The organism is Novosphingobium anseongense (genome assembly GCF_037482895.1).
Taxonomy (GTDB): domain Bacteria; phylum Pseudomonadota; class Alphaproteobacteria; order Sphingomonadales; family Sphingomonadaceae; genus Novosphingobium; species Novosphingobium anseongense.
On the sequence record NZ_JBBHJZ010000001.1, the window covers coordinates 1431630 to 1445563 of the forward strand.

Below are 13934 nucleotides of genomic sequence, written 5' to 3' on the forward strand. Positions count from 1 at the left end.
TCAGGCGTCCTCGTCCGCGTGGATCATCACCTTGCAGCTCTCGGGCGTGGCCGCGATCTTGAGGCCGTCGAGCACCTGGCTCAGCGGCAGGCGGTGGCTGATCATCGTCGCGATCTTGTCCTTGAGCCGCGGCAGCGCGGCGACGACTTCGGGCATCTCGGTCGGATAGCCCATGGCCGTGGTGATCGTCATCTCGCTGGTGAGCATCGTGCCGAGGTTGAGCTCGACCGGCTTCATCACTGCGGCAGTGACAACCAGCCGCGCGTGGAACTTGGCCATGCCGACCACGTCCATAAGGATGTTAGGCGCGCCGGCCGCATCGATGAAGGCGTCGGTGCCCACCGCGCTGCGGTTGAGCAGCTGGGCCGTGCCATGCAGTTCCTCGAGCCGCTCGCGCACGTTCTCGCGCGACGGGTTGATGACGGCATTGGCGCCGAGCGCCTTGGCGCGCTCCAAGCGCTCGTCCGAGAGATCGAGCGCGACGACATGCGCACCGCGATCGACCAGCCAGAGCACCATGCCGAGACCGATCGGGCCGCAGCCGAAGACCACGACCTTGTCGCCCGCCTTCGCCTCGGCGCGGTTGACGCCGTGGAGCGCGACCGAAAGCGGCTCGGTCATCGCGGCGATCTCGTACGGCACGTCGGCGGGGATCGGCAGCAGGTTGTCGCCGACGCGCGCCTCGGCGACGAGGAGTTGATCGGTGAAGGCACCCTCGGGGCCGCCGCTGCCGATGTTGCTCGGCGTGTTCATCGGGTTGATCGCGAAGCGATCGCCGACCGACACGCCCTCGACCGCGCTGCCCACGGCGGTGACCTCGCCTGCGGCCTCGTGGCCGATCGGGGTGACGCCGCCCGGCTGCCGCATGATGCCGCCATACTTGATGTAGGTCAGGTCGCTGCCGCAGATGCCGCAGGCCTTCACCTTGATCACCACGTCCTTGTCGCCCGGAACCGGCGGCTCCTTCGGATCGAGGCGGACGTCGTTGACCTCATGGATGTTGAGGATGGGCATGGCGGTCTCTCCTTCCGATCTGTTCTTGGTTTTACGTCGATCAGGGGCGGATCTGGTATCCGCCGTCGATGTAGATCGTCTGCCCCGTCAGGAAGCTCGAGGAATCGGAGCAGAGATAGGCACCGATCCCTTCGAAGTCCTCGGGATAGCCGACGCGCTTGGCCGGCGTCTGCGGACCGTAGGTCTTTTCGAGATACTGCGCCGCCGGGCCATCGGCCGCGCCCATCATCGGCGTGATGATGAGGCCCGGGGCGACGACGTTGGCGCGCACACCGTACTGGCCCATCTCGACCGCGAGGCTGCGGATCACGCCGGCCACGGCGCACTTCGAGCCGGCATATTCCATCTTGCCGGCGAGGCCCTGGTACAGCGAGCCGGAGCCGCAGGCGACCAGGCTGCCACCGGGTTCGCCGGCCTCTGCGCGTGACTTCATGTGGCGCGCGGCCTCACGCAAGGTGAAGAAGGCGCCGTGCAGCGCGGTCTTCTGGAACTCGAACCAGTGATCGGTGGGCATGTCGAACACCGAGTCGTAGCGGGGCGAAGCGCCCGAATTGGCGAAGACGCAGTCGATGCGGCCGAAATCGGCGATGAACTTTTCGTAGCCCGCGAGGATCGCGTCCTCGGACGACACGTCGACCACATAGGTCTCGACGCGGCCCGCGCCGGCTTCGAGCAGTTCGGCCTTGGCGGCGGCGTTCTTCTCGAGATTGCGCGCCCAGATGGCGATGTCGCCGCCCTGCTTGGCAATGCCCTTGGCAAAGCCCAGGCCGATGCCGCCGTTGCCGCCGGTGACCAGGGTCACCTTGCCGGTGCAGTCGAACAAGCCCTTAGCCATCAGTCTCTCCTCGTGTGTCGGAACATGCGCCGGTGTTCCGGGCGCGTCATGCCCTGAGACTTCCTCCCGCGCCGCTTGTGCCGCAACCGCGCTGCCTGTAGATTCCCGGCCAGACAATCAAATTAGAGACACAATAGCGCCATGCCGCTGGGACAGGATCCGGTCATCTCCCGTGAAGCGACGATCATCGTCGATGCCGAACTGCGCGGCCAGGACGCCGTGGCCCAGCTCGTGCGCTACGACATCCCCGCGCCGACCGAGTCCACCTTGCGCGATCCCGACTGCTACCAGATCAACATGTGCCTGACGCCGCGCCCGCTCAACGCGCGCGCCTGCTATCACGAGCACTGGGGTCCGCACCGCTTCGAGCGGCTGGGCGACATCTTCATGATCCCGCCGGGCGAGGCCCTGCACATCAAGGGCGACAGCGGTCGTCAAGCGTCCTTGCTCTGCTTTCTCGATCGCGCTGCGGTCAACGCCGTGATCGGCTATGACCTCACCTGGAACGACCAGAAGCTCGTCGCCACGGCGGATTTGACAAGCGCGCGCGTGCGGGCCCTGCTGTTTCGACTGACCCAGGAGGTGCGTCACCCCGGCTTCGCCGCCGACCGCATGCTCGAATTTCTGACCGGTGAACTGGCGATCGAACTCGCGCGCTTCTGCCTCGAGGTCGACGAACGCCCGGCCACAGGCGGTCTCGCCGGTTGGCGGCTGCGGCTGATCGACGAACGCCTAGCCGACAATCCTGTCGCACCCGCGCTCGGCGAGCTCGCCGAGCTCTGCAACATCTCGGTCCGACAGCTCACGCGCGGCTTCAAGGTCAGCCGCGGCTGCTCGATCGGCGACTACATCGAGAGCCGCCGCATGGAAGGCGCCAAACGCCTGCTGGTGGCCGGCGAGAACGTCAAGACGATAGCCTTCACCATGGGCTTCTCCTCGCCCTCGAGCTTCACTTTCGCCTTCCGCCGAGCGGTGGGGATCAGCCCGAGCCAGTTCCGGCAGCGGCAGACGCGGGGTATAAGGACGGCCTGAACGGTCTTGTCCTGATTTCGATTCACTGGCCAGATCCGGCGATGGAACCACATTGCCAACCCCTGCCCGCAAGGCGTTAGCTCTCACCCAACGGGCGACCGCGCCCCAAAGCAAGACACCGGGAAGAGGACAACCTGACCTTGGCCAATCTCATCAACGCCGATGCGCTCGTCGAACAGGCGCACAAGGACACCGGCATCGACGCGTTCGACGCCGAGACCTATCGCGAGGGCCTCGACGTCTTCGTCGAGGACTTCAACGACGGCATCGCGATCGGCCGCTATACCGAGGCCGGCATCGAGCGCGCCAAGGCCGATACGCTGCACTACCTGCGCAGCCGCCTGAAGATCGCCGACTATCTCAAGCAGAACCCCGAACTGCTCGATCGCCCGATCGAGCGCCCGGTCTTCGTCATGGGCATGGCGCGCACGGGCACGACCCTGATGTCGAACCTGCTCGCCGCCGATCCGGGCCGCCGCTCGCCGCTGACCTGGGAAATCGACGATCCGGTGCCGCCGGCGACGCCCGACACGCTCTACACCGATCCCCGCGCCCTCGCCCGGCTCGAACAGGAACGCGCGATGCTCGCGGCCAACCCCGCAGCGGGCAAGTTCTACCGCGGCTCGGCGGTCTATCCGAACGAATGCGTGTTCATGATGGCGGGCGATTTCAAGACCTTGATGATCGAGTCCAAGGGCATCCTGCCCAAGTACGGCGAGTTCATCTTCAACTGCGACATGACCTCGTCCTACGAGTACCACAAGAAGTTCCTCCAGGTGCTCCAGCACAATGCGCCCGGCACCTGGAACCTGAAGAAGCCGTCGCACTCGCTGTTCCTCGAGACGCTGTTCAAGGTCTACCCCGACGCGCGCGTGATCTGGACGCACCGCGATCCCTATACCGCGACCGGTTCGCTCGCGAGCCTGATCCAGCTCAGCCACCGCATGTTCCTCGGCGCGCCCGACTACGAGTGGCTCGGCAAGAACTACTCGTGGCAGCAGGTCCAGCACGCCAACCGGATCATGGATTTCCGCGACAAGTTCGGTGAAGACAAGATCGTCGACGTCCACTACGCCGACCTGATGCGCGATCCCGTCGGCACGACCAAGGCGCTCTACGCGACGCTCGGCGACGAATTCACGCCCGAGGCCGAAGCCGGCATCCAGCGCTGGGTCGACGACAACCCGCAGGACAAGTTTGGCGTCCACGAATACAAGCTGGCGCAGTTCGGCCTGTCGAAGGAAGCGCTTGAGCCGCAGTTCGAACGCTATCTGTCGCGTTACGACGTCGAGCCCGAGGGGAAGTAGGCGGAATCTCCGATCCAATCCCGTCACCCTGAACGCGTTTCAGGGTCCATTCCTCGGTTCTCGGCGGAGCCCTCAGGAATGGAACGGCGGCGCGGTCGCGCCTTTCCTACAGGCCTCTACGCAGGCTGCACGATGGATCCTGAAACACGTTCAGGATGACGGTTGATCTTTATTCGGATGGGAGTGTGATCGAATGCTCGAAGGACAGCTCTACCAGCTCGGCTTCGTCTGCGACAATCTCGAGGAAGGCATCGCCTCGTTCCGCGACCGCGGCATGACGCACGAACCGCACATCATCGAGGTCGACCAGCCGGTAAACGGCCCCGACGGACGCGAAGTGATCAACAAGGTGCGGCTCTGCTTCATCTGGATCGGCGACATCCAGTACGAGCTGATCCAGGCGATCGAGGATCCGCTGGGGATCTATGCCAATGCTCCGTCGAACGGCGGACCGCTGCGCTTCCACCAGGTCTGCTTCCGCGTGAAGGACTGGGCCGACTTCCGTAAGCGCGTCGACGAGCAGGATCTGCCGCTCGCGATGGAGCGCGACATGGGCGGGGACAATCTCAAGTTCCTCTACCTCGACGGCCGCAAGCTCTTCGGCCACTACCTAGAATATACCTGGATGACCGACGCCGCCTGGGATCAGATCCGGGCGATGTAGCTTAATTCCTCCCTGTGCCGGGGAGGAATTACCCCCGCTGCCGCTCGATCCAGCCGAGCACGACCTGGCGGTTGCTGCGATCGGCCTCGAACCGCGCCAGCGCGCCGTCGCGCGCGAGGATCGCATCGATGATGCGATGACGCCCCGCCTTCCACCCCTCGATCGACGCGCCGTCGTGGTAGATCGACGGCGTCCCCACGGGGCGGCTCGTGGCAAAGCGCAAGGTCACGCGCGTGAGCAACTCGAATAGCGGGCGCTCGACCATGCGGAACAGCAGGTCCTGGAAGGCCTCTTCCCATTCGCCCGTATCGATGTCGCGCTCGCAGAGATCGACCCGATCGGCGATCGCGCGCAGTTCGGGGTGGAACGCGGCATCGCCCTCGCGCGCGGCCGCGGCGCAGAGCTCGTTGAACAGCAGCGAGGTCATGTCGAGCGCCTCCTCCCAGCCGTGCGGGCGCGTGCGCAGATAGGCCCCCAGCGAGCGTTCGAGCGCCGCCGCATCTGGCCGCCGGCCATAGTAGCCGCCCCCCGGCCCGCGTCGCACTTCGAGCGCACCCTCGTGCTCAAGCAGGCGCGCCGCCTGCTGCACCGTGACGATGCCGACCCCCAGCAGCCGCGCGAGATCGGGCAGCGAGCCGATCAGTTCGTCGGGCTCGCGCGCATAGATCAGCTCGCGCAGTCGCTCGGTCGTCGCCTGGACGAGTTGCCGCTTGCCCGCGTTCTTGACCTCAACCTCTTCGACCATCGGCAATTTCCAATTATATGCATGTTTTTATCGATCATCCCGAAGATATGCCGAACCGAATCCGCTTGCCAGCCTAAAAACAAGCATATTAAAGTCCGGTTCGATTCGGGCGCGGGCATGCCGCGTCGATATGGAGAGGATATCATGGCCTTCAGGCAACCGGCGCTCGACGCGCTGCCGCGCTATCCGCTGATCATCGGCGATTCCTTCGAGGAAAAGGGCAGCGGCGAAACGATCGCGCACATCTATCCGGGCACGGGCAAGGTTACGCGTGAGATCGCCCTCGCCGGCGCTTCCGACGTCGATCGCGCGGTCGCGGCCGCGCGTGCAGCGTTCCCTGCCTGGCGCGCCATGCCCGGCGACAAGCGCCGCGACCTGTTCTTCAAGTTCGCCGCGCTGATCGAAGCCAAGGCGGCCGAACTCGCGCCCTCGCTCACTTCGGAGAACGGCTCGATCTCGATCGCTTCGGGCCACATGGCTTTCGATGCGGCGCAGAAGTTCCGCTATTTCGGCGGCTGGGCAGACAAGATCCACGGCCGTACGATCCCGATGTGGCAGGGCCAGGCGCACGACTACGTGTCCTACGAGCCGTTCGGCGTGATCGGCGCGATCGTGCCGTGGAACGGCCCGCTGTTCGCCTCGACGATGATCCTCGCGCCGGCGCTCGCCGCGGGCAACACGGTCGTGCTCAAGTCGCCCGACCTCGCGCCCTATTCGGCCATGAAGCTCGTCGAGCTGCTGCTCGAGGCCGGCTTCCCCGCCGGCGTGGTCAACCTCGTCACCGGCGGCATCGAGGCCGGCGAGGCAATGGTCGCGCATCCGGGCATCGACAAGATCCAGTTCATCGGCTCGGGTAACACTGCCAAGAAGGTTCTCGCCAACGCCGCGCAGACGCTCAAGCCCTGCGGGCTCGAACTCGGCGGCAAGTCGGCGGTGATCGTGTTCGACGACGCCGATCTCGTCGGCGCGGCCAAGCGCGGCATGTCGGGCGCGGTCAGCGCCAACGGCCAGGGCTGCGTCAACGGCACGCGCCTGCTGGTCCAGCGCGGCATCTACGAGCCCTACCTGCAGACGCTGGCGGCGATGACCGCGCATATTTCGGTCGGCGATCCGTTCGAGCCGACCACCTTCATGGGCCCGGTCATCTCGGAGACCGCGCTCAACCGCATCTCGGGCATGGTCTCGCGCGGCATCGACCAGGGGGCACGCGTCGTGGTCGGCGGCGAGCGGCTCGGTGGCGACCACGCCGATGGCTATTTCCTACCGATCACCGTTCTCGCCGACGTCGGCAACGACAGCGAGATCGCCCAGCAGGAGGTCTTCGGCCCCGTCCTCGTCGTCACCCCCTTCGACACCGAGGAAGAGGCGATCGCCCTGGCCAACGGCACCGACTACGGCCTGGGCGCCTATGTTCACACGCAGAACCTGCGCCGCGCCCACGCGGTTACCCGGGAACTGCAGGCCGGCCAGATCCACGTCAACGGATCGGGTGAGGCGATGCAACCCAATGTGCCGTTCGGCGGCTGGAAGCAGAGCGGCCACGGCCGTCTCGGCGGCGTTGAAGGACTGCACGATTTCCTGCAGCCGAAGAACATCTGGATGAACATCGCGGCGGAGGGCTGACCCATGGCATTGCTCGATCCCAAGGAAAGAAGTGACCGCGGCCTTGCGCTGCAGGCCGAAGTCAACGGCCAGCCGGCCCAGGCGCCGGTGTCGCCGGTCGAGGAATCGATCCGCGACTTCGTCTATGCCGAGGTGTGGAGCCGGCCCGGTCTCGACCGGCGCTCGCGCTACCTGATCTCGATCGCCAGCGCGGTGATGAGCGCCGCGCCCGAAGCGATGATCGACGGCTACGTCCGCGGCGCGCTCAGGAGCGGTGAACTGACGCTCGCGGAACTGCGCGAAGGCGCGCTGCACCTCTCGGTCTACGGCGGCTGGCCGCGCGGGCTGGAATGGGACGCGGCGAACAGCCGCGCGCAGCAGGCACTGGGGCTCAAGCCCGCGGACTGCCCGCCGATCCGCGCCGAGGCCTGGGATCCGGTCGCCCGCGGCGAGAAGGGCCAGGCCGAATTCACCAAGACCATGACCTTTCCCGGCGGTCCTTCGTCAAACCCGTTCCAGGAAGCGATCAACAACTTCGTCTTCGGCGAAATGTGGTGCCGTCCCGGCCTCGACGAGCGCGCGCGCCGCTGGATCACCCTGGTCGGCGTGGCCAACAGCGCCGCCGAGATCCCGATCAAGTCGCACTTCCACGCCGGCATGGCGAGCGGCAACTGCACGCGCGAGGAGATGCTCGAGTTCTCGCTGCAATACGGCGTCCACGCCGGCTGGCCGCGCGCGTCGCTGGTCAACGGCGTGATCATGGAAATGGCAAAGAAGGTCGAAGCCGGCCTTCCCTGGCACGGGTGAACCAATGGCACTACCAATCGATATGAAGGACAAGGTCGCGCTGGTTACCGGCGCCGCCTCGGGCCTGGGCCGCGCGACCGCGATCAAGCTGGCGAAAGCCGGCGCGAGCCTGGTGATCGTCGATGTCAACGCCGAGGCGCTGGCCGAGACCGCAGGGCTGCTGGGCGGCGCCGAGGTGCTGGTGCACGTCGCCAACCTCGCCGATCCGGCGGCCTGCAAGAACGCCGTGGCCGCCGCCGTCACCCGCTTCGGCCGGCTCGACGCGCTGTGCAACATCGCAGGCATCATCAAGTTCGCCAACAGTCACGAGATGGACCAGGAGCTCTACCTGCTGACCATCGCGATCAACCTCAACGCGCCGTTCTTCCTCTCGCAGGCGGCGATACCGCACCTGCTCGAAACCAATGGCGCGATCGTCAACTGCGCCAGCTCGGCGGCGCTGATCGGCGAGGCCTATGCCGCCGCCTATTGTGCGAGCAAGGCCGGCATCGTGAACATGACCAAGGCGATGGCCATGGAATACGTCAAGCAGCCGATCCGCATCAACGCCGTGGCGCCGGGCGGCATGATGACCAACATCGCCAATGGCATGACCATGCCCGAAGGCGTCGACTACGAGCTGATCAAGCGCTTCTCGGGCCTGCGCGGCCTGGTCGAGGTGGACGACGTCGCCGACCTCATCACCATGCTCGCCTCGCCGGCGGGCCGTTCCTATCACGGCGCCTGCATCTCGATCGATGCCGGCATCACGGCGGGTTGATACCATGAGCGAAACCATCGGTTTCATCGGCGTCGGCAGTCAGGGCGGCCCCATGGCGCATCGCATCGTCGACGCAGGCATGAACCTCGTCGTCTGGGCGCGGCGCCCCGAAGTGCTCGAGGCCTATACCGCCAAAGGCGCCAAGGCCGCAGCCACCGTCGCCGAACTCGGCGCGGACTGCGACCATGTCGGCATCTGCGTGGTCAACGACACGGACGTGTTGTCGATCACCGACCAGCTCGTGCCCGTGATGAAGCGCGGCGGCCGCATCGCCATCCACTCGACGATCCTGCCCGAGACCGTCGCCAAGCTCGAAGAGCAATGCGACGCGGCAGGCCTGTTCCTGATCGACGCCCCGGTCAGCGGCGGCTCGCCGGGTGCCGAGGCCGGCACGCTCACCGTCATGTGCGGCGGTCGGCAGGAGGCCTACGAAGCGGCACTTCCGGTGTTCCAGACCTTCGGCCGGCTGATCCCGCTGCTCGGCCCCGCCGGCGCCGGCCAGCGTGCCAAGATCGTCAACAACGCCATGCTCTCGGCGCACATGGGCGTCGCCCAGGCGGCGATCGAGGCCGCCCAGGCGCTCGACATCGACCGCAAGGCCTTCATCGAGCTGATCGGCGCGAGCAGCGGCAACTCCTTCGGCTTCGGCGTCTTCGCGCGCCTGCCCTCGCCCGCGGCCTTCACCACCGGCGCGCCGATGCTGCTCAAGGACATGAACCTGCTGAAGGCGATTTTGCCCGGCCACGACGGCGCTGACGAGATCGCCGCTATTTCCGCGCGCTTCCTCGCCGCGGCCAATCCCCCAAAATCCTCCTAGGGAGTTACCCAATAATGGCATTCACCCTCGACCAGTTCCGCCTCGATGGCAAAGTCGTCGTCGTCACCGGCGCCGGCGGCCGCGGCAATTCGATCGGCCGCGCCTATGCGCTCGGCTTCGCCAATGCCGGCGCCTCGGTGGTCGTCGCCGACCTCAACAAGGACGGTGCCCAGGCCGTGGCCGACGAGATCATCGGCGCCGGCGGCAAGGCGATCGCCGTGGGCGTCGACGTCTCCAGCGAAGAGCAGACCCTGGCCATGGCGGCCGAGGCCAAGGCAGCCTTCGGCGGCGTCGACATCCTGATCAACAACGCCGCACTGATGGTCGACGTGTCCTACGACGATCTCGAGACCGTAGGCATCGACGCCTGGAACAAGGCTTTCGCGGTCAACACCACCGGCGCGCTGCTCTGCGCGCGTGCTGTCGCCCCTTCGATGCGCGAGCGCGGCGGCGGGCGCATCATCAACCAGACCTCGGGCGGCGCCTTCCCGGCCACCGGGCTCTACGGCATCACCAAGCTCGCGCTCGTCGGCCTGACCACCTCGCTGGCCAAGCGCTATGGCAAGGACAACATCACCTGCAACGCGATCGCGCCGGGCAACGTCAAGTCCGACGCGGGCAAGATGCTGGTGCCCGACGACAGCCCCTTCATCCAGTTCCTGCAGATGACCTGCGCCACCCGCCCGCGCGGCGAGCCCGAAGAACTGGTCGGCGCGGCGATCATGCTGAGCTCTCAGGCCGGCGCCTGGATCACCGGCCAGGTGATCCACATCGACGGCGGCTGGGTGATGCGGCCGTGAGCAAGCTGCGTGCCGGCTTCATCGGCCTCGGCTCGATGGGCGCGCCGATCGCCCGGCGGCTCGCGCGCAACGGGTTCGACGTCATCGGCTGCGACCTGTCGGACGAGATGCTCGCGGCCTTCGACGAGCCCGGCACGCACAAGACCAAGGACCCGCTGGAGGCGGCGCGCGAGTCCGACATGCTCGGCATTTGCGTGCGCACCGACGCGCAGCTCGAAAGCCTGTGCGGCGATGGCGCGCTGTTCGCGGCGCTGGGTGAAGGCGGCACCGTGATCCTCCATTCGACGGTCGCGCCCGAACTCGCGCAGAAGCTCGCGGCGAAAGCGAAAGATCACGGCGTCGGCTTCGTCGACGTCGGCGTTTCAGGCGGTGGCCCGGCGGCGATCGAGGGGCAGCTCTCGCTGTTCGTCGGCGCCGATCCCGCCGATGTCGAGACGGCGCGGCCGTGGCTCGAAGCCATCGGCCGAAACCTCGCGCACCTCGGCCCGGTCGGCCGCGGGCAGGAGGGCAAGCTGCTCAACAACCTGATCTCGATCGCCAACTACGGCATGTCGGCGGCGATCGTCGATCTTGGCGTCGACATGGGCTTCGATCGCCAGCAGCTGATCGACGCGTTCAACGCGGGCTCGGCGCAAAGCTTCGCCTTGCGCGTCGGCCCCGGCATGGTCCAGCCGCGCGAGGGTACCGGCGCGACGGGTTCGCTCAAGGGGCTCCACGACCTGCTCAAGAAGGACGTCGACCACTGCCGCGAGCTCGACGTCTCGGAAACGACCGCGCTGTCGGCGCTGCTGGCATCGTGCGACGCGATGCTCGCCCGCATCCGGCGCGCGGCGGCCGAGGCCGAGGGCCAGCCGCGGCCGAACGATCCCAGCGCGACGGTCGACGCCTATTTCGCCGCGGTGCGCGCCAAGGACATGGACGCCTGGATCGCGCTGTTCGCCGAGGACGCCCGCTATGCGCTGCCGAATGGGCAGAGTTTTCAGGGCAAGCCGGCGATCCGCGAGTTCCAGCAGATGGTGTTCGGATCGGGCTCGCCCTTCCCCACGCCCGGCGCGCGGTTCGTGGGCGCGGAGGGGATCGCGGTCGAGATCGAGGCGAAATTGCCCGATGGGACCGTGCGGAACACGACCAATCACTATCGGTTCGATGATGCGGGGAAGATTACCTCGCTGACGGTCTACATGCGCGGGTGAACGATCCTCCCCTGCAAGGGAAGGATCTCACGCGTCTTCGAGCTTCACCACATCCTTGTACAACGTCGTCCGCTGCTTGAGCGGCCGCCCCGCCGCAGAGGCCGCTTCGAACAGCTGATCCACCGTCAACTCCTGCCCATGGCTTGCGCCCGCGGCGCGGCTAATGGACTCGTTCATCAGCACACCGCCGAGGTCGTTCGCCCCTGCCGCGAGCACGGCCGAAGCGCCGTCGACGCCGAGCTTCACCCACGAGCACTGGATCGAGTCGATCTGGCCGAACAGCACGATGCGCGCGACCGCGTGCATCATCAGCGCCTCGCGCCAGGTCGGGCCCTTGCGGCTCTGCCCCTTGCGATAGAACGGCGCTTCCATGTGGACGAGCGGCAGCGGCACGAATTCGGTGAACCCGCCGGTCTCGACCTGCAGCCGGCGCAGTTCGAGCAGGTGCGCGGCCCAATGCTCGGTGCGTTCGAGGTGGCCGTACATGATCGTCGAGGTCGTCGGCAGGCCCACGAGATGCGCGTCGCGTACGACGTCGAGCCACTGCCGCGTGGTCAGCTTGTCGGGGCAGATCTGCGCGCGGATGTCGTCGTGCAGGATCTCGGCCGCGGTGCCGGGCAACGAGCCCAGCCCGGCGTCTTTGAGCCGCTTGAGATAGTCGCTGACCGAGACGCCGAGCGTTTGCGCGCCCTGGGTCACCTCGAGCGGCGAGAAGGCGTGGACGTGGAGGTCCGGGCAGGCATCCTTCACCGCCTTGACGATGCTCGCATAGGTATCGCCGGTGTAGCGCGGGTGGATGCCGCCCTGGAGGCAGACTTCGGTCGCGCCCTTGGCCACAGCCTCGCGCGCGCGGTCGGCAATCTCGGACAGGTCGAGGTCGTAGGGCTTGTCGCGGAAGCCGGCCTTGGAGCTGGTCTTCGAGAAGGCGCAGAACGAGCAGGTGTGCGTGCAGATGTTGGTATAGTTGATGTTGCGGTTGACCACATAGGTCACCGTCTCGCCCTTGGCCTGCTTGCGCAGGTCGTCGGCCGCCTCGACCACCGCCTGCGCCTGCGCGCCGCGCGTGGCGAACAGGGCGACGATCTCGTCGACCGACAGCTCGTTGCCGCCCGCCGCCTTGTCGAGGATGCGGTGCAGCGCCGGCGTGGTCGGACCCGAATGGCGCTTGCCCAGCGGCAGGGCCGGGCTGGCGGGCGCATGATCCGAGAGACCCGGGCTCCAAAGGCTATCGCGCGCGAGGCCTTCGGCGTCGGACAGCTTGAGCACGAAGGGATGGAGCTTGGCGTCGATCCACGAGCGGTCGTCGGTGGCGACGAAGCGCGGGTAGATCGTCAGACGCTCGACCAGCGGCAGGCCGGCCTTGGCGCAGATGGCCTCGAGCCGCTCGATCTCAGGCCAGGCGGCCTCGGGGTTAACATGGTCGGCGGTGACGGGCGAGATGCCGCCCCAGTCGTCGATGCCCGCGTCGATCAGTTCGACCAGCCGCTCGTCGTTGAGATTGGGCGGCGCCTGGACCGAGACTTCATCGGGCAGGATAATCCGCGCCGCGGCGACCACGCGCAGGAAATCCTGCTCGGTCGCTTCGGGCGCTCCGGCCATCTTGGTGCCCGGCTTGGGGCAGAAGTTCTGGACGATGACTTCCTGCAGGTGGCCATGGGCCAGATGCAGGTCGCGCAGCACGATCAGCGACTCGATGCGCTCCTCGGCGGTCTCGCCGATGCCGATCAGGATGCCCGAGGTCATCGGCACCCTGGCGCGACCCGCGGCTTCGAGCGAGGCCAGGCGCACGGCGGGCACCTTGTCGGGCGAGCCGTGGTGCGACTGGCCCTTTTCGAGCAGCCGTTCCGAGGTCGATTCCAGCATCAGCCCGCATGACGCCGCGACCGGGCGCAGCATGCGGTAGTCATCTTCCTCGAGCACGCCGGCGTTGACGTGCGGCAGCAGGCCCGTCTCCTTGAGCACCAGTTCGGCGCAATGGCGGACGTAGTCGATCGTGCGCTCGAAGCCGTGCTCGGCCAGCCACTCGCGCGCGGCGGCATAGCGGCGCTCGGGCGCGTCGCCGAGCGTGAACAGCGCTTCCTTGCAGCCCGCCTCGGCGCCGTCGCGCGCGATCTGGAGGACTTCCTCGGGGCTCAGGTAGGGCGCGTGCAGCCGCGAGGGCGTCGTCGCGAAGGTACAGTAGTGGCAGACGTCGGTGCAGAGCCGCGTCAGCGGGATGAAGACCTTGGGCGAATAGGTCATCCGCGCCGGGGTCAACGGACCTGCACGGCCATCGCGGCGGGCGCGGGCTTCGGCCAGGAGGTCGTTCAGCGGTGTGTCGAGTACGCGTGCAATCAGTTCACGGTCAGCAAGAGCCAT

At 67.0% G+C, this 13934-nt stretch carries 13 protein-coding genes; 9 read left to right on the top strand and 4 right to left on the bottom strand.

Annotated features, from left to right (window positions below):
- Positions 1 to 1014: a zinc-dependent alcohol dehydrogenase gene (locus WG901_RS06760; RefSeq protein WP_339586243.1), complete on the bottom strand. Its 1014-nt coding sequence runs from the start codon at positions 1012 to 1014 to the stop codon at positions 1 to 3.
- Positions 1015 to 1054: 40 nt separating this feature from the next.
- Positions 1055 to 1849: an SDR family NAD(P)-dependent oxidoreductase gene (locus tag WG901_RS06765; RefSeq protein ID WP_339586244.1), complete on the bottom strand. Its 795-nt coding sequence runs from the start codon at positions 1847 to 1849 to the stop codon at positions 1055 to 1057.
- 141 nt (positions 1850 to 1990) lie between these two features.
- On the opposite strand from WG901_RS06765, the gene WG901_RS06770 reads away from it, so the two are divergent.
- The 3 genes from WG901_RS06770 to WG901_RS06780 all read left to right on the top strand — a co-directional run bounded on the left by WG901_RS06770 (position 1991) and on the right by WG901_RS06780 (position 4852).
- Complete coding sequence (locus tag WG901_RS06770) at positions 1991 to 2881, top strand: helix-turn-helix transcriptional regulator (protein ID WP_339586245.1); 891 nt, start codon at positions 1991 to 1993, stop codon at positions 2879 to 2881.
- A 140-nt stretch (positions 2882 to 3021) separates the two neighbouring features.
- The gene (locus WG901_RS06775) at positions 3022 to 4188 is read left to right on the top strand and encodes a sulfotransferase family protein (RefSeq protein WP_339586246.1); all 1167 of its coding nucleotides are present in this window, start codon (positions 3022 to 3024) and stop codon (positions 4186 to 4188) included.
- 193 nt (positions 4189 to 4381) lie between these two features.
- Positions 4382 to 4852, top strand: coding sequence for a VOC family protein (locus WG901_RS06780; RefSeq protein ID WP_339586247.1), 471 nt, complete (start codon positions 4382 to 4384; stop codon positions 4850 to 4852).
- 28 nt (positions 4853 to 4880) lie between these two features.
- On the opposite strand, the gene WG901_RS06785 is transcribed toward WG901_RS06780, so the two are convergent.
- Entirely contained in the window at positions 4881 to 5597 is a 717-nt protein-coding gene (locus tag WG901_RS06785; RefSeq protein ID WP_339586248.1) for a transcriptional regulator, read from the bottom strand.
- Between the two features lie 144 nt (positions 5598 to 5741).
- Between WG901_RS06785 and WG901_RS06790 the strand changes: the two genes are divergently transcribed.
- Genes WG901_RS06790 through WG901_RS06815 form a run of 6 tightly spaced genes read left to right on the top strand, consistent with a single transcriptional unit; the run spans position 5742 to position 11576 of the window.
- Complete coding sequence (locus WG901_RS06790) at positions 5742 to 7220, top strand: aldehyde dehydrogenase family protein (protein WP_339586249.1); 1479 nt, start codon at positions 5742 to 5744, stop codon at positions 7218 to 7220.
- A 3-nt stretch (positions 7221 to 7223) separates the two neighbouring features.
- Positions 7224 to 8006: a carboxymuconolactone decarboxylase family protein gene (locus tag WG901_RS06795; protein ID WP_339586250.1), complete on the top strand. Its 783-nt coding sequence runs from the start codon at positions 7224 to 7226 to the stop codon at positions 8004 to 8006.
- 4 nt (positions 8007 to 8010) lie between these two features.
- Positions 8011 to 8766 (top strand): SDR family NAD(P)-dependent oxidoreductase, encoded by a 756-nt coding sequence (locus WG901_RS06800; RefSeq protein ID WP_339586251.1) that lies wholly within the window; start codon positions 8011 to 8013, stop codon positions 8764 to 8766.
- A 4-nt stretch (positions 8767 to 8770) separates the two neighbouring features.
- The gene (locus WG901_RS06805; RefSeq protein WP_339586252.1) at positions 8771 to 9583 is read left to right on the top strand and encodes an NAD(P)-dependent oxidoreductase; all 813 of its coding nucleotides are present in this window, start codon (positions 8771 to 8773) and stop codon (positions 9581 to 9583) included.
- Positions 9584 to 9597: 14 nt separating this feature from the next.
- Positions 9598 to 10383 (top strand): SDR family oxidoreductase, encoded by a 786-nt coding sequence (locus WG901_RS06810; RefSeq protein ID WP_339586253.1) that lies wholly within the window; start codon positions 9598 to 9600, stop codon positions 10381 to 10383.
- Positions 10380 to 11576: an NAD(P)-binding domain-containing protein gene (locus WG901_RS06815; RefSeq protein ID WP_339586254.1), complete on the top strand. Its 1197-nt coding sequence runs from the start codon at positions 10380 to 10382 to the stop codon at positions 11574 to 11576. Before WG901_RS06810 ends, WG901_RS06815 begins: the two co-directional genes overlap by 4 nt.
- A 27-nt stretch (positions 11577 to 11603) precedes the next feature.
- On the opposite strand, the gene cofH is transcribed toward WG901_RS06815, so the two are convergent.
- Positions 11604 to 13934 (bottom strand): 5-amino-6-(D-ribitylamino)uracil--L-tyrosine 4-hydroxyphenyl transferase CofH, encoded by a 2331-nt coding sequence (gene cofH / locus WG901_RS06820; RefSeq protein ID WP_339586255.1) that lies wholly within the window; start codon positions 13932 to 13934, stop codon positions 11604 to 11606.